General features: G+C 52.0%; 19 protein-coding genes and 1 tRNA gene. 5 read left to right on the top strand and 15 right to left on the bottom strand.

Annotated elements, in window-relative coordinates; all coding sequences use genetic code 11:
- Positions 1 to 14: 14 nt before the first annotated feature.
- The 11 genes from H0248_RS03555 to xerD all read right to left on the bottom strand — a co-directional run bounded on the left by H0248_RS03555 (position 15) and on the right by xerD (position 10,906).
- Complete coding sequence (locus H0248_RS03555) at positions 15 to 236, bottom strand: helix-turn-helix transcriptional regulator (protein WP_033070909.1); 222 nt, start codon at positions 234 to 236, stop codon at positions 15 to 17.
- A gap of 324 nt (positions 237 to 560) precedes the next feature.
- Positions 561 to 1,238, bottom strand: coding sequence for a hypothetical protein (locus H0248_RS03550; RefSeq protein WP_180784814.1), 678 nt, complete (start codon positions 1,236 to 1,238; stop codon positions 561 to 563).
- 17 nt (positions 1,239 to 1,255) lie between these two features.
- Positions 1,256 to 2,470: a tyrosine-type recombinase/integrase gene (locus H0248_RS03545; RefSeq protein ID WP_180784813.1), complete on the bottom strand. Its 1,215-nt coding sequence runs from the start codon at positions 2,468 to 2,470 to the stop codon at positions 1,256 to 1,258.
- Between the two features lie 197 nt (positions 2,471 to 2,667).
- Positions 2,668 to 2,741 (bottom strand) — tRNA-Gly (locus tag H0248_RS03540).
- Positions 2,742 to 2,822: 81 nt separating this feature from the next.
- Positions 2,823 to 3,506, bottom strand: a complete 684-nt coding sequence (locus H0248_RS03535; RefSeq protein WP_180784812.1) for a LysE family translocator — start codon at positions 3,504 to 3,506, stop codon at positions 2,823 to 2,825.
- Positions 3,507 to 3,568: 62 nt separating this feature from the next.
- Positions 3,569 to 4,324: an AraC family transcriptional regulator gene (locus tag H0248_RS03530; protein WP_180784811.1), complete on the bottom strand. Its 756-nt coding sequence runs from the start codon at positions 4,322 to 4,324 to the stop codon at positions 3,569 to 3,571.
- A 288-nt stretch (positions 4,325 to 4,612) separates the two neighbouring features.
- A complete protein-coding gene (lysS, locus tag H0248_RS03525) occupies positions 4,613 to 6,130 on the bottom strand; it encodes a lysine--tRNA ligase (RefSeq protein ID WP_039275538.1) in 1,518 nt (505 codons plus the stop codon).
- A gap of 8 nt (positions 6,131 to 6,138) precedes the next feature.
- Positions 6,139 to 7,237 (bottom strand): peptide chain release factor 2 gene (gene prfB, locus H0248_RS03520; protein WP_100068784.1). Its coding sequence is split into 2 segments (ribosomal slippage): positions 6,139 to 7,161 and positions 7,163 to 7,237, totalling 1,098 coding nucleotides; the frame shifts between segments, so codons are not numbered across the junction.
- 114 nt (positions 7,238 to 7,351) lie between these two features.
- Entirely contained in the window at positions 7,352 to 9,112 is a 1,761-nt protein-coding gene (gene recJ, locus H0248_RS03515) for a single-stranded-DNA-specific exonuclease RecJ (RefSeq protein WP_180784810.1), read from the bottom strand.
- A gap of 6 nt (positions 9,113 to 9,118) precedes the next feature.
- Positions 9,119 to 9,835, bottom strand: coding sequence for a bifunctional protein-disulfide isomerase/oxidoreductase DsbC (gene dsbC, locus H0248_RS03510; protein ID WP_010279866.1), 717 nt, complete (start codon positions 9,833 to 9,835; stop codon positions 9,119 to 9,121).
- Between the two features lie 171 nt (positions 9,836 to 10,006).
- Positions 10,007 to 10,906 carry a site-specific tyrosine recombinase XerD gene (gene xerD, locus H0248_RS03505; protein ID WP_014914181.1) on the bottom strand — a complete coding sequence of 300 codons (900 nt, stop codon included), beginning with the start codon at positions 10,904 to 10,906 and terminating at the stop codon, positions 10,007 to 10,009.
- A 311-nt stretch (positions 10,907 to 11,217) separates the two neighbouring features.
- Between xerD and H0248_RS03500 the strand changes: the two genes are divergently transcribed.
- Positions 11,218 to 12,546, top strand: a complete 1,329-nt coding sequence (locus H0248_RS03500; RefSeq protein WP_039282120.1) for an MFS transporter — start codon at positions 11,218 to 11,220, stop codon at positions 12,544 to 12,546.
- A gap of 161 nt (positions 12,547 to 12,707) precedes the next feature.
- Positions 12,708 to 13,226: a flavodoxin FldB gene (gene fldB / locus H0248_RS03495; RefSeq protein ID WP_180784809.1), complete on the top strand. Its 519-nt coding sequence runs from the start codon at positions 12,708 to 12,710 to the stop codon at positions 13,224 to 13,226.
- A gap of 97 nt (positions 13,227 to 13,323) precedes the next feature.
- Here the strand turns inward: fldB and rlmF are convergent, their stop codons facing one another.
- The 3 genes from rlmF to sdhE form a co-directional block, all read right to left on the bottom strand.
- Entirely contained in the window at positions 13,324 to 14,259 is a 936-nt protein-coding gene (gene rlmF, locus H0248_RS03490) for a 23S rRNA (adenine(1618)-N(6))-methyltransferase RlmF (protein WP_180784808.1), read from the bottom strand.
- A gap of 68 nt (positions 14,260 to 14,327) precedes the next feature.
- Positions 14,328 to 14,702, bottom strand: a complete 375-nt coding sequence (locus H0248_RS03485) for a protein YgfX (protein ID WP_010301815.1) — start codon at positions 14,700 to 14,702, stop codon at positions 14,328 to 14,330.
- Positions 14,703 to 14,721: 19 nt separating this feature from the next.
- Entirely contained in the window at positions 14,722 to 14,988 is a 267-nt protein-coding gene (gene sdhE, locus H0248_RS03480) for an FAD assembly factor SdhE (protein ID WP_094433612.1), read from the bottom strand.
- Between the two features lie 235 nt (positions 14,989 to 15,223).
- Between sdhE and ygfZ the strand changes: the two genes are divergently transcribed.
- A complete protein-coding gene (ygfZ, locus tag H0248_RS03475; protein ID WP_180784807.1) occupies positions 15,224 to 16,225 on the top strand; it encodes a tRNA-modifying protein YgfZ in 1,002 nt (333 codons plus the stop codon).
- Between the two features lie 54 nt (positions 16,226 to 16,279).
- Here the strand turns inward: ygfZ and trhA are convergent, their stop codons facing one another.
- The gene (gene trhA, locus H0248_RS03470) at positions 16,280 to 16,927 is read right to left on the bottom strand and encodes a PAQR family membrane homeostasis protein TrhA (protein WP_180784806.1); all 648 of its coding nucleotides are present in this window, start codon (positions 16,925 to 16,927) and stop codon (positions 16,280 to 16,282) included.
- Positions 16,928 to 17,350: 423 nt separating this feature from the next.
- Between trhA and H0248_RS03465 the strand changes: the two genes are divergently transcribed.
- Positions 17,351 to 17,959 (top strand): HD domain-containing protein, encoded by a 609-nt coding sequence (locus H0248_RS03465; RefSeq protein ID WP_180784805.1) that lies wholly within the window; start codon positions 17,351 to 17,353, stop codon positions 17,957 to 17,959.
- Between the two features lie 54 nt (positions 17,960 to 18,013).
- On the top strand, positions 18,014 to 19,018 hold the full coding sequence (locus tag H0248_RS03460; protein ID WP_180784804.1) for a LacI family DNA-binding transcriptional regulator: 1,005 nt from the start codon (positions 18,014 to 18,016) through the stop codon (positions 19,016 to 19,018).
- Positions 19,019 to 19,133: the final 115 nt, after the last annotated feature.

Raw genomic sequence — 19,133 nt, 5'->3', positions numbered from 1 at the left:
GTAGGTGGCGCTTCTCATGATTTCCATTCCCCACGTTCAGCGATCCGCTGGCTGATCCATTCGTCGATCTCACTTTCAACAAAGGAAATTGCACGTTCCCCGATCTTAATCGGTTGGGGAAATGCCTTTTGTGCCAACTGTTTATAGAGCCATGATTTACTACGCTGGACGCGACGCAGCACCTCTTTTGAAGAGATCAAGGATGCTTGGTTGTCCTGAATATTTCTGCCTGCCATATCGTTACCTCATCGTGCTTGCTGGTATATGGCGGAGTTTAGAAGTGTACAAATCGGGGTTCTAGCAAGAATAAAATCCATTAAAATAAAATTAATTCCATTGAAACATTATTGTTTCCGTTAAGTTAACAAAGGAGAAAAAAGAATATGCCACTGACAAATCATATACTTAAATGCCATTTAAATTAGTTAGTTATGTAATACTACGTAATACTACGCAATACGGAGCAACATAAAATAAGCCGCTACAAGCGACTACAAGCATATGGCTATTGGCTAGCATTTATGATTTATATCTGGCCTAGGCATAAGGCCAGATCAAGGTTATTCAGAGAAGAGGGAATTAAACGATTTTTTAACTTTATTATAAAAAGATGATTCTTTTATTCCCTTTAAGGAAACACCCTCTTTTTCAGCAAGACTAACCAAAGCCCTATAAATTTCACGTTTTGATGGCTCTTTCGCTGTTCCATATTTATTCCCTAGCTTATCAGCTAATAACATAATCAACAAAGCCAATAACTTATCTGTATTTTCTTTTTCATGTTCTTGTCGATAAATTCCACGCCCACTTTTTCTAATAGATCGTCCATACTCAATGAGTTCATCGTCACCATATTCTAATAGTTTTTCTTTCCAGCGAACTTCTCGCGCTATGTTATTAATAACCTCATGACATTTATCAAAAATAGGTTTCGGCGTATATTCAATATTAATGAATTTATAAGACTCGGCAAAGTATATTTTTGCATCTATCCTTTCATTATGTTGTAAGTTTATATTACTCTTTTCATTATGCTGTAATTTTATATTTGTATTACTCCCTGCATTTTGTCTCAGTATCGTTCGCAGTTGAGAAACATCTTTTTCTATATCTTTAGGTATATCTTTTGGATCGGAAAATGGATTAATACCTAAAATCGCCAAAGCCATTTGTTGAGCGGTAACACCCTTGAGTTTAGTGAACCGCTCAAAAGCATCCATTTCCTTAAAATTAGTCATTTAAATATCCTTCTACGCTATGCCGGTTTACGGAATCCGCCAATAACAACATTTTTGCTATATTCTAAATTTTCCATGTAATCCGAATACCACTGCAACATATCCCGACGACCATCCAGATACTGCGCATGGTTATACGTACCACGAACGCTATTTTTATCAACATGAGCAAGTTGAATCTCAATCCAGGCGGTATTAAAACCCTGCTCATGAAGAATTGTGCTCATTGTGTGCCGGAAACCGTGGCCTGTCGCCCTTCCCCCGTAGCCAATACGCCGGATCAACACATTAAGCGTCATTTCACTGATCGGTTTTGTAGACTGGATACGCCCAGGGAAAACATGCTGGTAACGGCCACTAATTGGCTGCATCTGCTTTAAAATATCTACAGCCTGAGAAGACAGAGGAACCATGTGAGAACGCCGCATCTTCATTTTTGAAGCCGGTATTTCCCATAATGCCTTATCTAAATCAATTTCTGCCCATTCAGCCTGACGCAATTCACCTGGCCGCGTCCCTGTCAGAATTAGTAACCTCATAGCCAATTTCACTTGCATACTGCCGCTGTAACTGGTCAGAGTCTGCAAAAATTCAGGCAACTCAATCACGTTAAGATGAGGATAATTCTCTCGTTTATGTGGCTTCATCGCACTTGCGAGATCCGGCGCAGGGTTATATTCTGCTCTGCCCGTTATAATCGCGTACTTCCACACTTCACCACACCGCTGCCGTACCTTACGCATCTTCTCGGTAGCACCACGATCGTTTAACTTAGACAGTACCGTCAGGAGTTCCATAGGCTTAATTTCCGCAATGGGGCGATGCCCGATAAACGGGAAAACATCTTTCTCAAAGGTACTCATCATTTCTTCGCTGTATGACGCTGACCAGCGATCTAAGCGTTTCTCGTACCATTCACGCGCTATCGACTCAAACGTGCTTTCATTCCGTCCCTGTTTCGCCAGCTTCTGCTCTTTGCGTAAATCACTGGGGTTTATCCCTGCGGCAACCAGCTTTTTGGCTTCGTCTCGTTTTTGTCGCGCCTCATTCAACGTGATCGTAGGGTATGTCCCGAAAGACAGCATTTTAGCCTTGCCATCAAAGCGGTAGCGAAAACGCCACCCTTTAGATCCATTCGGCTCGATCAGCAGCGAAAGTCCATAGCCATCATTCTTGGTATAGGGCTTTTCCTGTGGCTTGGCGCGGCGTATCTCAAGGTCTGTAAGCGGCATGTGTATAGTTTCCGGTATGTATAGCTACCTAATGTGTATAGAAATGGGTATGTATAACACCCCCTATTCACATTACTATACACATTTAACACATGATTTGGGTAGATACCAGTTGACACACAGAGGCCAACAAAAGCGTAATTGCATTGATTTTACTGGTTTTTATTGACTTCAGGAGACATGCAGAGAAGTGTTTTTGGAGCGAGTGAAGGGAATCGAACCCTCGTATGCAGCTTGGGAAGCTGCCGTTCTACCATTGAACTACACTCGCACACAGAAGCGACTGGCATTATAGCGCTATGCCGTTGCCGAGCAAGTAAAAAACCCGGCAAAGTGCTGATATTTTAGCCGGTTATGCGGCTGTGGAAAGCGGTAGAAACAGCGTCTCATACCCATTGGAAATGACGTGCCAGGCAAAGTAGGCAAATAGCAGCGCAGAAATCAGGCTGCAATAGAATGAGATTCGCTCTTTCAGCAGGCGCTGACCGTACTTCACCAGCGCCGCAAGGAAGAACGTCCACAGCACACCGCCGACGAAAAATCCCAGCAGAAACAGACAGATCATGAAAGCAGAGCCATCGGTAGACTGCGCGATAATCGTGCCGCCAATCGCTGCAAACCACAGTAACGCCGTCGGTGACGCCAGCGCCATGCCGACGCCGCTGAGAAATTCTGTATAGCGGGCAGGTGGCGTAATAAAACCCGCCGCATTCGCTGTCGCAGACAGGTCAGCGAAGCGTTTAACCTGATAGTCGCGCCATGCCGCGCGCGCCATGCTGAACGTCATCCAGATCAGAATCAGCCCACCGCCAATCCATAACACCCAGCGGACGGGCGTCAGGTTAAAGACCACTGCCAGACCCAGCACTGACAGCGTGGCATAAAACAGATCGCCGAAACAGGAACCCAGCCCGATATAAAACGCCGAGCGCGCCCCGTGTCGCAACCCACGGTTAATAATCGCGGTATTGACCATTCCCAGATCGAGACAGAGTGACAGGGATAGCAGCATCCCCGTGAAGACAACTAACAGCATGGTATTCCCTTCGAGCGTTAAGCAATAAGGCGAGTGTAGAGCCGAAGGGAAAGGCTGTATTGTCAAAAATTGATACGGCGGAATTGCCCCGGCGTCATGGCGTTATAGCGGTTGAAAGCCTTCGTAAAATGCGCCTGATCGGCAAACCCGACATCGCCCGCAACCTGACTAATCGCAGCGCCCTGCCGCAGCAGCTCCCGCGCTTTACACATGCGTCGCTGCATCAGCCACGCCAGCGGCGGTAGCCCGACCGCCTGATTAAACGAGCGCACCAGATGTGCGACTGACAGATTTTCCTGCTGCGCGAGCTGGTCGAGCGTGGGGACATCGCTGAGATCGTTCAGCAACCCGTCTTTGATCCGCGTGATCCGCTCTGCTTCTTTGACCTGTCCCTGAGACGGCATAGGATGCTGATTTTCCATCAACCCCGCCAGCAGCAGGATAATACGCTCCTGACGCGTGCTGTCGTCCAAATCAGAGGTGACGAGCTGTTTTAACTCAGACGCCAGCTGCGCCGACGGATTCCAGCCCCGTGAGAACCGAAAGGTTTGGTGGAAATAATGCTCGAATGCCAGTGGGTGAACGTACAAGGATGCGCACTGCCAGCGATCAAACGCGTTGTCGCTACCTTGTAGCTGATTGGGATTGTAGGTCGTCACCATATCGTTGGTAGCAACAAAGGTCTCTCCATCCAGCCAGACCGTTTCCAATCCGCTGAGATTGGCGCTGATGACGAACTCATCGTGCGTATGCCGTGGAAAACTGCGGCCGTTGGTTAACAGCGCCAGTTCGAACCAGGCATCGCGGTACGTCATCATGAGGGTGTTCCGGCAGTGAATGAATGCCTGAAAATAGCATCTTCCCCCGCTGGGCGACAATCACAGAATGACGGCAAAATGCGGAGATAAAACGCGGTTATAATACTATCGAGGTGAAATCGAGATACACGGGGCTACCACGGTGCGAGGTGTCCCTACGGGAACCTCATCCCCGTGTTTCCCCTAAAATTTTGCATTGTCGATAATAAATAATAAAAAAACCGGTGCAATTGCACCGGTTCAATAAAGAATGACGATAACGTCAGGGTTATTTTTACACCCTGCGTCTTATTTCTGCGGACGCATCGCCGGGAACAGGATCACGTCGCGGATGGTGTGGCTGTTCGTGAACAACATCACCATACGGTCGATACCGATACCCAGACCCGCCGTTGGCGGCAGGCCGTGCTCCAGCGCCGTCACATAGTCTTCGTCGTAGAACATCGCTTCGTCATCGCCTGCATCTTTAGCGTTCACCTGCTGAGCAAAACGCTCTGCCTGATCTTCAGCATCATTCAGCTCGGAGAAGCCGTTACCGATTTCACGGCCGCCAATGAAGAACTCAAAGCGATCGGTGATTTCTGGGTTCTGATCGTTACGACGCGCCAGCGGTGACACTTCAGCCGGATATTCGGTGATGAAGGTCGGCTGGATCAGGCTGCTTTCTGCCGTTTCTTCGAAGATCTCGGTCACGATGCGGCCCAGACCCCAGCTTTTCTCGATCTTGATCCCCAGAGACTGGGCGATAGCAGTCGCTTTCTCCAGATCGTCCAGATCGGCAACGTTGGTTTCAGGACGGTATTTGCAGATCGCTTCGCGCATCGTCAGCTTCTCGAACGGCTTACCGAAGTCGAATGTCTGGTCGCCGTATTGCACCGTCGTCGAGCCCAGTACGTCCTGCGTCAGCGTACGGAACAGGTTCTCCGTCAACACAATCAGGTCTTTATAATCGGCATACGCCATATAAAGTTCCATCATGGTGAATTCAGGGTTGTGACGCGGGGAAACGCCTTCGTTACGGAAGTTACGGTTGATCTCGAACACACGTTCAAAACCACCCACAACCAGACGCTTCAGATACAGTTCCGGCGCGATGCGCAGGTACATGTCGATGTCCAGCGCGTTATGATGCGTGATGAATGGACGGGCAGACGCGCCGCCGGGGATCACCTGCATCATCGGCGTTTCGACTTCCATGAAGCCGTGATCGACCATGAAGCTACGGATCGCCGCCATCACTTTGGAACGAATACGGAAGGTATTGCGAGATTCGTCGTTAGCGATCAGATCCAGATAACGTTGACGATAACGCGTTTCCTGATCGGCCAGACCGTGGAATTTATCCGGCAGCGGACGCAACGCTTTGGTCAGCAGACGCAGTTCGGTACAGTGGATGGACAGCTCGCCCGTCTTGGTTTTGAACAGCTTGCCGCGCGCGCCCAGAATATCGCCCAGATCCCACTTCTTGAATTGTTCGTTATAGATGCCTTCCGCCAGATCGTCGCGGGAAACATACAGCTGAATACGACCACCGACGTCCTGCAAGGTCACGAAAGAAGCTTTACCCATGATGCGACGGGTCATCATACGGCCCGCGACAGTCACTTCAACGCCCAGTTCTTCCAGCTCTTCGTTCTCTTTGGCATCGAACTCAGCGTGCAGACGATCGGACGTGCTGTCACGGCGGAAATCATTCGGGAATGCGATCCCAGTTTCACGCAGCGCCACCAGCTTCTCACGACGCGTTTTTAATTCATTATTCAGATCTTGCGCCTGATCGGCACCCTGTGATTGTGATTCAGCCATGTGAATTCTTATAACCCCGCTTTTAAACTTGCTTCAATAAATTTGTCCAGATCGCCATCCAGTACCGCCTGAGTGTTACGTGTTTCCACTCCGGTACGTAAATCTTTGATGCGCGAATCATCCAGAACATAGGAACGAATCTGGCTGCCCCAGCCGATATCAGATTTGTTGTCTTCCATCGCCTGTTTCTCAGCATTTTTCTTTTGCATCTCAAACTCGTACAGCTTCGCTTTCAGCTGCTTCATCGCCTGATCTTTGTTTTTATGCTGGGAACGGTCATTCTGACACTGCGTGACAATGTTGGTCGGAATGTGGGTAATACGCACCGCGGACTCTGTCCGGTTAACGTGCTGACCACCCGCACCGGATGCGCGGTACACGTCAATACGCAGGTCGGCCGGATTGATTTCGATATCAATATCGTCATCCACTTCCGGGTAGACAAACGCGGAGCTGAATGAGGTGTGACGGCGGCCGCCGGAATCGAACGGGCTCTTGCGCACCAGACGGTGTACGCCGGTTTCAGTACGCAACCAGCCAAACGCATAGTCACCGATGATCTTGATGGTGGCGGATTTCGTACCGGCCACGTCACCGTCTGACTCTTCAATAATTTCGGTTTTAAACCCTTTGGCTTCCGCCCAACGCAGGTACATACGCACCAGCATGCTGGCCCAGTCCTGCGCTTCCGTACCGCCAGAACCCGCCTGAATATCCAGGTAGCAATCCGCACTGTCGTACTGGCCGGAGAACATGCGACGGAACTCGAGCTGGCCTAATTTATTTTCCAGCGCGTCCAGTTCTACCGTGGTGTCATTGAACGTTTCTTCGTCGTCTTCTTCCACCGCGAGCTCAAGCAGGCCGTTCACATCTTCCAGACCCTGAGTCAATTGATCGATGGTATCGACGATAGCTTCCAGTGAGGAACGTTCTTTTCCCAATGCCTGAGCGCGTTCAGGCTCATTCCAGACATCAGGCTGTTCTAGCTCGGCGTTTACTTCTTCGAGGCGTTCTTTCTTGGCATCATAGTCAAAGATACCCCCTAAGAACGGCACTACGTTCAGACAGATCCTGAATGCGGTTTTTTACCGGATTAATTTCAAACATGATTTTTTATATTCTTACGTTAAGTCGTTGACAACGGAATGGTGTAACCCGCCATTCTAGCGGATAAAAGGCCTATTTTATAGACTTTCTGCCCGCCGTATTCGGTTCACGCTATCAGCGCGGCCACAGATGTTGGATCATCAATTGCACCGAGCGTTTACCGCGAAACTCGTTAATATCCAGCCGGTACACCATTTCCACTTCTTTAATACTGGGATCTGGCCAGATGGTGGTATCGATATTGAACGCGATACCGTCTAGCAGCGGCACCTGCCCTGTTGCACCGATCGGCTCAAACATCGCTTTCAAATGGCGCTCTTTGAGTAGGCGGGGTTGCAGAATGCGGAAGCAGCCATCGAACGTCGGTTCGGGGAACGCCTGTCCCCATGGCCCCGCGTAGCGCAGCATTTCTGCTGTTGAGAGCAGATCCAGTTCCGGCAGCATCAGTTCGCCATCAGACCAGACGACGCCTTCAAGCTGAGACGGGTCGAGCCATTCGCCAACCAGTTCGCCGAAGCGCTGACGAAAATCCTCAAACCGATCTTCATGCAGAGAGAGTCCCGCCGCCATCGCGTGTCCGCCAAACTTATCCATCATGCCGGGATACAGCGTATCCAGCCGCTCCAGCGCATCACGCAGATGCAGGCCGGCAATCGAACGCCCTGACCCTTTCAGCATGCCGTCGCCAGCCGGTGCAAAGGCAATCACCGGACGATGAAAACGCTCTTTAATACGCGATGCCAAAATGCCAACAACGCCCTGATGCCACTCTGGATGATACATTGCCAGACCGTAAGGTAATTCGGTGCGGGTACGTTCCAGCGATTCGCACAGGCGCAGCGCTTCGACCTGCATCCCCTGTTCGATCTCCCGACGATCCTGATTCAACGCATCTAAATCATTAGCCAGCACGCGCGCCTGAGTAATATCGTCACTCAATAACAGCTCAACGCCGACCGTCATATCATCCAGCCGTCCGGCAGCATTCAGCCGTGGGCCTAACGCAAAGCCTAAATCGCTGGCGACCAGTTGGCTGGCATCGCGGTTCGCCACTTCCAACAGCGCTCGAATGCCCGGACGACATTCGCCCGCACGAATGCGATTCAGCCCCTGAGCGACCAGAATTCGGTTATTGGCATCCAGCGGCACCACGTCAGCCACCGTGCCCAGCGCGACCAGATCCAGTAATTCGGTGAGATTCGGCTTCGCCAGCCCCTGTTGCGTAAACACGGGTTGCGTAAACCAGTTGCTATCACGCAGGCGCACGAACAGTGCCATCATCAGGTAAAACGCGACGCCTACGCCAGCCAGCGCCTTGGAGGGAAACTGGCAGTCAGGCAAATTGGGGTTAATCATCGCATCGGCGTCAGGCAAGATTTCGCCCGGCAGGTGGTGATCGGTCACCAACACCGCGATACCGCGCCGGTGCGCATCTTCGACACCTGCGTGAGAAGAGATCCCGTTATCCACGGTCACAATCACTTCAGCACCCAGCGCGGCAGCCTGCGCCACCACTTCCGGGCTTAACCCGTAGCCGTTTTCAAAACGGTTCGGCACCAGATATTTCACGTTCACGCCGCCCATACTGCGCAGCGCTAATACGGCGAGCGCCGTGCTGGTGGCACCATCGGCATCAAAGTCACCAACAATGACGATGCAGCGCTTTTCAGCGAGCGCCTGTTGCAGCAGGTCAATCGCTTTATCAATGCCGCTGAGCAAACGGTAATTGAGTAAACCACTCAGGCTGCGTTCCAGCTCTTGCGCACCTTTCACGCCGCGCTGCGCATAAAGGCGACGCAGCAAAGGCGGAACGGTGTCAGGTAAGTCAATGTCCTCCGCCAGCGGACGCCGGCGGAGTTGGGTAATCATATCCACGTAGCATTAACCGCCGGTTTTTTTCGAGGCTTTGTGTGCTTCCAGCATCGCCAGCATTTCTTTCGGCCCTTGATATCCCGGTACGACCATGCCGTCTTGCAGCACGATGGCAGGGGTGCCCTGCACACCAAACTGGATGCCAAGTTGGTAATGCGCGGCGATATCGGTTTTACACGTTGCTGCCGAGATCGCGTCGCCCTTCATCGCGCTATCAAACGCTTTATTGCGATCGGCCACGCACCAGATGGACTGCATATCTTTTGCTGCCGGCGATTTCATACCCTGGCGCGGGAAAGCCAGATAGCGCACGGTAATGCCTAGCGCGTTGTAGTCTTTCATCTGCTCATGCAGTTTGTGGCAATAGCCGCAGGTGATGTCGGTGAACACGGTGATAACGTGTTTTTCCTGCGCGGCTTTATACACAATCATCTGTTCCTGTAGCGCATCCAGCTTGCCGATCAGGATCTTATTGGTCGTGTTAACCGGCATGGTACCGCTCACGTCATAAAGCGGGCCTTGCAGCAAATGCTTGCCGTCTTCGCTGATATACAGCACGCCGCTATCGGTAATGACGGTTTTCATGCCCGCCATCGGCGAAGGCAGGATTTCCGCCCCCTGCATGTCCAGACGCGTTAACGTCTGCTTGATCGCGGCATCATCGGCGTGCGCAAAATTGGTCGCCGTCGCCACCAGCAAAGAAAGCAGTAATAACCCTTTTTTCATTTCATCAATCCTGTTTTTCGCAGCATGGTCCGTAGCAAACATGGTACTTAGCAAACATTGTTCGTAGCAAAATAGCCTTGTACCCATGCGCTGTGATAGTGAACGGGGTGTCCCGTCAGCCAGATAACGTCCTGTTACTCTGTTTACTTTTACTCGTGTCGTTACGCTAACCTATGCGCGCGGATGGTGCTGCTGATGCAGCTGTTTCAGCCGTTCCGTTGCGACATGGGTGTAAATCTGCGTCGTGGAAAGATCGCTGTGCCCCAAGAGCATCTGTACGACCCGTAAATCCGCGCCGTGGTTCAATAAATGGGTTGCAAACGCGTGACGCAAGACGTGCGGCGAGAGCTTTTCGCTGTCGATGGACGCCAGCACCGCATAATGCTTGATACGGTGCCAGAACGTCTGGCGCGTCATTTGCCGTGCGCGATTGCTGGGAAACAGCACATCCAGCGTCTGCCCATTCAGCAGCCACGGACGACCATGTTCCAGATAATACTCGATCCAGTACACCGCTTCTTCACCCAGCGGCACCAGCCGTTCTTTATTGCCTTTCCCCAGCACGCGAACCACGCCCTGCCGCAGGCTGACATCGCTCATCGTCAAACTGACCAGCTCGGAAACACGCAGCCCTGTCGCATACAATACCTCAAGCATGGCCTTATCGCGTAATTCCAGCGGTTGTTCAATGCTTGGGGCGTTGAGCAACGTATCAACCTGCGCCTCACTCAAATCTTTGGGTAGACGCTGCGGCAGTTTTGGCGATGACAGCACTGCACTCGGATCGTCACTGCGACGCTTTTCCCGATAAAGGTACTGAAAGAAGCGGCGCATCGCGCTCAACAAGCGAGCCGAACTGGTTGCCTTGTAGCCCCCCTCAACTCTGTCAGCGAGAAACGCCTGAAGATCGAGCGACTGTGCCTGCAATAAATCGTTGTCATGATGCGCAAGCCACTCTGCCAGCGTTCGCAGATCCAGCCGATAAGAGGCCAGCGTATTCTCTGCCAGATTTCTTTCCAGCCACAGCGCATCGAGAAACTGTTCGATAAGCGCCTGATCGTGTTCTTGCATCGCTGTGTCCTTCTTCACTGGTTGGCAATATTATGCCGATGAAGCGGCGACTTTACACCTTCATCAAGTCCGCATTCTCTCGCCAACAGAATTGTGTGCAATCTCACATATTCCGTGAACATCAACATCGCCATAACATTCTCCGGCAAAAATAAGGCCGTGGCACATTATATTTTATGTATCGTCAATATAGCGGGACAGGCTCCTTGAAGCCGCATGTCTACTGGCATTGACCTTACTTAATCAACGTTGAAAAGCCGATTTTTCTGTGCGTAGAATGGCCGTTCGTGTTGTTAAAATAAAGAAACATTATGCAAGCCACCACCATCACTCCCACTCTCGATGCCGAAGCGGAAGCGCCACCCGTAAACTCACGCAATAAAGTGATTGTTGCGTCATTAATTGGCACCGCGATCGAATTTTTCGATTTTTATATCTACGCCACCGCCGCGGTGCTGATTTTCCCGCACATTTTCTTCCCACAGGGCGATCCAACAGCCGCCACGCTACAGTCGCTGGCAACCTTTGCGATTGCCTTTGTGGCTCGCCCGATTGGCTCAGCGGTCTTCGGTCACTTTGGCGACCGCGTCGGACGTAAAGTCACACTGGTCGCTTCTCTGCTGACCATGGGGATTTCAACCGTTCTGATTGGGCTGCTACCGACCTACGAAACCATTGGTATTTTTGCCCCGATCCTGCTGGCACTGGCACGCTTCGGCCAGGGGCTAGGTCTGGGCGGTGAATGGGGCGGCGCGGCGCTGCTGGCGACCGAAAATGCCCCGTCCCATAAACGTGCGCTGTATGGGTCGTTCCCCCAGCTTGGCGCACCGATTGGCTTCTTCTTCGCTAACGGCACCTTCCTCTTGTTGTCCTGGCTGCTGACGGAAGAGCAATTCATGACCTGGGGCTGGCGCGTACCGTTCGTCGCGTCTGCCGCGCTGGTGCTGGTTGGCCTGTATGTCCGTATCTCTCTGCATGAAGCTCCCGTCTTTACCAAAGCGGTCAAAGCCGGCAAGCAGGTACGTATGCCGCTGGGCACGCTGCTCAGCAAGCATATGAAAGTCACGATTCTCGGCACCTTCATCATGCTGGCGACCTACACGCTGTTCTACATCATGACCGTGTACTCCATGACGTACGGTACAGCGCCAGAGCCTAAGGGACTAGGTTTCTCGCGTAACAGTTTCCTGTTGATGCTGATGATCGCAGTGATCGGTTTTGGTCTGATGGTGCCGGTAGCTGGCTATCTGGCGGATGCTTTTGGCCGCCGTAAAACCATGATTACTATCACTTGCCTCATGATCGTTTTCGCCATGCTGTTCCCTTATATGCTCGGTTCAGGTAATCAGGCGCTGGTAATGGGCTTTCTGGTGCTGGGTCTGAGCATCATGGGACTGACATTCGGCCCTATGGGTGCGCTGCTACCGGAGCTGTTCCCGACGGAAGTGCGCTACACCGGCGCGTCATTCTCGTATAACGTTTCGTCGATTCTGGGTGCATCGGTCGCACCGTATATCGCGGCGTGGCTGACGGCCAACTATGGCCTGTTCTATGTCGGCGTTTATCTGGCAGCCATGGCGTCGCTGACGCTGATCGCGCTGCTGGCGACCAAAGAAACGCGTCACCAGTCTCTGGGATAATGTCCCTTCAGTGAGGGCTACGGCCCTCACTGCGCCTTTCCTTACTTCCGTTCTCCTTTTAGAATACTGGCATCCGGCGGCATCATTCGCCTGTCACGTCCTCTCTGTGACCTGAAGCGAACGCGCTATTCTCGATAGATATCGTTTATAAAGAACTGAATATGAAAATCGGTCTGTTTTACGGCTCAAGCACCTGCTACACCGAAATGGCGGCGGAAAAAATTCGCGACATTCTGGGCGAAGAACTGGTGGATCTGCACAACCTTAAGGATGTCGACCCTCAACGTATGGAAGATTACAGTACGCTGATTCTCGGCATCCCCACCTGGGATTTCGGTGAGATTCAGGAAGACTGGGAGAACATCTGGGGTCAATTAGCGACGCTAAACCTCAAAGGCAAAGTCGTCGCGCTCTACGGTATGGGCGACCAGCTTGGCTATAGCGAATGGTTTCTTGATGCGCTGGGTATGTTGCATGACCAACTACTGCCGCTGGGTGTCACATTCGTTGGATACTGGCCGATAGAGGGCTACGAATTCACCAGCCCGAAACCGCTGACTGCCGACGGCAAACACTTTGTCGGACTGGCGCTGGACGAAGTGAACCAATACGATCTCAGCGATGAACGGCTGGAACAGTGGTGCGAACAGATCCTGCAAGAAATAGCATCACTGATTTAATTTGAACGGAATCATGATTTGAACGGGCAGGTAACATGAGCGGATACCGTTGTGAGCAGTATCCGCGAAGATTGCTATTTGTAGACGTTGAAGTGGCTTAGCGCTTTTGTAACCAGCGGGTACGCGCCGCGGTATCAAGGAAACTCCACGCGACAAAACGGCTTTGCTTCTGACCTTGCGCCATATCTATCGTTCTGACCTTCTCCGCATCAACCGCTTCCAGCGCACGATAAATCTCCGGCAGGTTCTCTTTGCGCGACACCAGCGACGTAAACCACAGGCACTGACGGGCGAAACTGGCGCTCTCTTTGATCATCTGACCAATAAAAGCGGACTCGCCGCCTTCACACCACAGCTCATCCTGCTGCCCGCCAAAATTCAGCGGTGAGCGCTTATCCAGCCCCAGATTATGCAGTTTGCGCTGAGAGCCCTGACGCGCATCCTCCGCAGACGCATGGAACGGCGGATTACACATGACGGCATCAAACGTATCGTTCTTGTGAATAATCCCTGCCAGGATCGCTTTGCTGTTCTTCTGACGACGCAGGCGAATCGACCGATTCAAGCCGGGGTTCGCCTCAATCGTCTCATTGGCGGCTTTCATCGCTTGCGGATTGATCTCGCTGCCAGTAAAACGCCAGCCGTACTCGCGATGTCCAATCAGCGGATAGATACAGTTGGCACCACAGCCGACATCCAGCACGGACGCATCGCGCGGCACCACTGAACGGTTATCTTCCGCCAGCAAGTCAGCCAGATGGTGGATATAATCGGCGCGACCAGGAATTGGCGGGCACAGAAAGCCCTCTGGAATCGTCCAGTGCTCAATCTGATAAAAATGCTGCAACAGCGCCTGATTCAGCGTTTTCACCGCCTCAGGATTGGCAAAGTCCACGGACTCATCACCGTAGGCATTCACCTTTACAAACGGGATCAGCGCAGGAAAACTCTGTTTGAGCGCGGGAAAATCATAACGGTCGCGATGGCGATTACGAGGGTGCAGACCATTTTTTTGCACTGCGGGCTTAGTCATCAGTTATATCCAATCAATTTCAAAGCACGGCCAAACGATGACCGAATAAAAACATGTCCAACGCGCTGCTATCTTGCCCAGTGTTTCTGCTGCAAAAGAATTTGACGCAAGTGACGCCATTCGTCATCGCCCATGCTGTCCGATGCCAGCCACAGCTGCTGCTTGTCTTTACCGTTAACTGCTTGCAATGACAGTAATACGCCATTCTTCAGCAGCCACGGTCGTTTAACGATCTGCCATTCCTGCTGCCGCCAGTTCAGGGTCGTTTCGCTGAGCAGAACGATTTCCCCCTGTCGGGATTTAATATTCCGTTGGCTACGGATAAAACCGAACATCACCATCGTGACCAGGCATAGCCATAGCCACGCATAGCCGTCCGGCCAGGGTGCCAGCAGAATGAGCAATACTAATAGGCCATGCACAACCAATGATAACAGTTGCATGCGCCAGGAAACGCGAAGGTCACATCGCCACTGGGCCACGATCTTTATTTCGCGTCTGAATAAGGGAAATCATGCGTTTCAGCTCTCCGTCCTCCGGTTCACCGTGGTTCATCAGCCAGTTGAATAAATCGGGATCGTCGCTTTGTAACAAGCGTACAAATGTGCGCTTATCACTGTCATTAAGTGTGTCATAGTCATGCTCAAAAAACGGCATGATCGCGATATCCAATTCGCGCATACCACGGCGGCATGCCCAATGAATGCGTGATTTATTATCGATTTCCATATTTCATGTCCACCTTGTTATCGCTGCTTGCCGCTAGTGTACTCTGATTCCGGTAGCGGGTATCAACTAATAGTAACATTTTGACATAGTTTACTGGTGTGCGCCGCGCCGAGTGCGCTCATCAGCATCAGGATGTGCTCTGTAATAACACAGCGTGAATAACCACTTGCAAACCCTGAGCGCTCTTTTACCATTAGGTCATTCGGGTATCGCCCTTAGCGCAGGATTGTACTATATGGTTAATCAACATACGGCTCATCAACGCCCTTTTGCATCACAACCCCCATTTGCTTCCGCTCAACTGGCCGCTACGCTCATCTCTCTGGATGACTGGGCGCTGGTCACGATGGTCGGGCCGGACACCGTCAAATATCTTCAGGGACAGGTCACCGCGGATGTCGGGGCGCTGCCTGACGATGGGCACATCCTTTGCGCCCACTGCGACGCAAAAGGAAAAATGTGGAGCAACCTGCGTCTGTTCCATCACGGCGAAGGCTTTGCTTTTATTGAGCGCCGTAATCTACGTGACGCCCAGCTTAACGAACTGAAAAAATACGCCGTTTTCTCGAAAACGACCATCGCACCGGACGACAACGCCATCCTGCTGGGCGCGGCGGGTGCCGGTATCCGCGAGCTGCTGGCTTCTGTATTTAGCCAGCTTCCAGACGCTGAACACCCTGTAGTGCAGCACGAAGGGGCTACCTTACTGCATTTCGCCCATCCTGTAGAACGCTTCCTGCTGGTACTGTCTCCTGAGCACAGTGCACCGCTGCTTGAACAGCTCGGCGATAAAGTCAGCCTGAATGACAGCCGTCAATGGCTGACGCTGGATATTGAAGCAGGTCAGCCCATCATTGACAGCGCAAACAGTGCGCAGTTCATCCCGCAAGCAACTAATTTACAGGCATTAAATGGGATTAGTTTCAGCAAAGGGTGCTATACCGGTCAGGAAATGGTCGCTCGGGCAAAATATCGCGGGGCCAACAAGCGTGCGCTTTATTGGCTGGCGGGTAAGGCCAATCAGGTGCCGCAGGCGGGGGATGACCTCGAATTGCAGCTCGGTGAGAACTGGCGTCGTACCGGTACGGTGTTGGCAGCCAGCCAATTGCAAAACGGTGACGTGTGGGTACAGGCGGTGCTGAATAACGATCTCACCGCAGATAACGTCCTGCGCGTCCGTGACGATGCCGAAAGCCAGCTCACGGTTCAGCCCCTGCCGTATGAAATAACGGATTAATTCGACGAGTGATACCGCGCATGAGCCAAGCGGGCTCATGCGCTTTATACAGGCTTAAATATAAAGATAAATCGCCAGAAAATGGCAAACGCTGCCGCCTAAAACAAATCCATGCCAAATCGCGTGATTATAGGGAATGCGCTTGCAGGCATAGAAAATCACCCCCAGCGTGTACACCACGCCCCCCACCGCCAGCAGCGTCACGCTCCCCGCCGCCAGTTTCATCACCATCTGATAAATCACCACCAGCGATAACCAGCCCATCACCAGATAGGTAATTAACGACAGCACTTCAAAACGGTGAGCAAATACCAGTTTGAAGATCACGCCCAGCAGCGCCATGCTCCAGATGACGACCATCAGGCCATGCGCCAACGGCGAATTCAGCCCTACCAGCAAAAACGGCGTATAGGTTCCGGCAATCAACAGATAGATGGCGCAGTGGTCGAATTTCTTCAGCCACGGCTTAATACGCTGAGACGGAATCGCATGATACAGCGTCGATGCCAAAAATAGCAGAATAATGCTGCCACCATAGAGGCTGTAGCTGGTAATCGCTACGCTGCCAGCATCATTATTGACCGCCTGCACCAGCAATAAAACCAGCCCCACAATCCCGAAAATCACACCGATTCCGTGGCTTATGCTGTTCGCAATTTCCTCTGCCAGAGAGTAATCCGGCATTTGTTCATTTTTTGACATCAATCGATTCCACAGTATTCAATAGTACACGTCGTGTGTTGACGTTATCCACCTTGCGTTTCCCCTTTTTATGCAGGCGCGCAGGTGTTTAACCTTTGAGCAGATTAACTGAGAATAGTTTCAGTGTACACGTGTAAGCTAAAATATTTACACTCACCTGACTTCCGGCTTTCTCTCTCACTTAGCGTGTAATCATTCATGTCAATCTCGGGCGACATCCCCTACAATGATCGACGTTGATATTTCCCTGTTTTTTGAAGGGCTCTGCCGTTTTTACCGGTTATTCGCGTTAACGGTCATCCGGTTCTGACGCTCACAGCGCCTTCCTGTAGTTTTCACTACATGTCGTTTTGGTTTTCACTACATATCGTTTCACTGCATGACTTTTACTGCATCGTGTTCACTGCAAGAGGTAAGTTTTTCATGTCATCTGCCCCATCTACTCTGAATTTCGGTTCTATGACCGATGTCTTCGGCTTTCTGATAGAAATCGATAAATTAAAAAGCGTGCAGCGCCGTAACAAAATTATCGGCAGCGAACGTCACGAAGATTCTGCCGAACACAGCTGGCACTTTGCCGTCGCGGCAATGGCGCTGGCGCCTTATGCCGGTGAAGGCGTGGATATCCAGCGCGTGATCCAAATGGCGCTGATTCACGACATCGTCGAAATCGATGCAGGTGATGTGCTCGTTTACGATCTTTCCGCTCGTCTAGCGATTCACGATCAGGAAGTCGCCGCCGCCGCCCGTATTTTCGGCCTGCTGCCCGAGCCACAGCGTCAGCACTTCCACGATCTGTGGGAAGAATACGAAGCGAATGAAACCCCCAGCGCCCAGTTCGCTATGGTGCTTGACCGGGTCATGCCGATGCTGATGAACCTGTCTAACGGCGGCCAAAGCTGGGTAGAAAACGGTATCCGTCTGGAACAGGTTCTTGACCGCGCCGATTTCATCGCCACGATCAACCCGGAACTGTGGCAATACCTCCAGCAACATCTGGAAGACGCCAAAGCCAAGGGCTGGTTGCTATAATTCGGTTTTCTCGCTAGACGACCCGTCGCCGGGCATGCACGTCAGGAGAGGGTGATGTCTTTAAAAACAATCGCAAATAACCTGGGTTTGTCCGTGGCGGCGGTGAGTCGTGCGCTGAACGGCCATCGGGATATCTCCGACGCCACGCGCCAGCGTATTCAGGAAGAAGCGGAACGTATCGGCTATCGCCCCAATACGCACGCACGCCGCCTCAAAATGGGCAAAAGCAACGCCGTCGGGCTGGTCTATCCCTACGCCTCTTCCCTGAGTAACGATATCTTTTTCGAGATGATTGGCGCGATCAGCCGCAAACTGGCACAGCATGAGGTCGATTTTCTCCTGCTGGCTGACGAGCAAGATGCCTGTCAGGGCGCCGCCCGGTTGATCGCCAGCCGCCGTATCGACGCGCTGATCGTGGCGCATACATGCGAGCAGGATGCACGACTGACCTTACTGCAACGTCACAACGTCCCGTTTCTGGCACTGGGGCGCAGCCGGCTCACTCACCCTTACGCTTGGTTCGATTTTGACAACCGCGCAGGCATGGCGTTGGCAACCGAACACCTGATCGCGCTTGGCCATCGCCGTATCGCCATGTTAAGCGAAGATCACCCGCAGGCGTTTATCATGCAGCGTCGTCAGGGCTATCGCGATGCCCTGCAACGCCACGACCTGCCGTTTCACGACGCCTATCTGCGCTGTGTGAATCCCACGCGACGCGCGGGCTATCAGGCCATGCTCGACCTTCTGGCGCTGCCTGAACCACCCACCGCGATGGTGATGGATGGCAATGTCCACGGCGATGGTGCCGTTGCGGCATTGCAGCAGGCGGGGCGGCTTTCCGGTTCACACCCCATCGCATTAGTGATGTATGACGGCTTGCCGCAAGACAGCCTGACCGACATCACCGTGACCGCCATCGAACAGGCAACTCGCGAGCAGGTTGGCGAACAGATTGCCAGCATGATGCAGGCGCTGATCGCGGGCGAAGCCGTAGAAAACTTGCAGGTGTTATGGCAGCCAACGTTACGCCCCGGTAACACGAGCTTTCCCGCCTAATCTATTCCGTTATCGACCACGTTTAATAAAGTCATCGGTTGGTTTGCTACGCCAGCCGTCAGCAAGATGATCTTCACCTCCTCATCGCAACCTTTTTCCATTTTCTAACGATTAC

The organism is Pectobacterium brasiliense, assembly GCF_013449685.1.
Lineage (GTDB): Bacteria > Pseudomonadota > Gammaproteobacteria > Enterobacterales > Enterobacteriaceae > Pectobacterium > Pectobacterium brasiliense_A.
The sequence above is the reverse complement of the archived record's forward strand: the minus strand, read 5'-3'. Positions and strand labels throughout refer to the sequence as shown.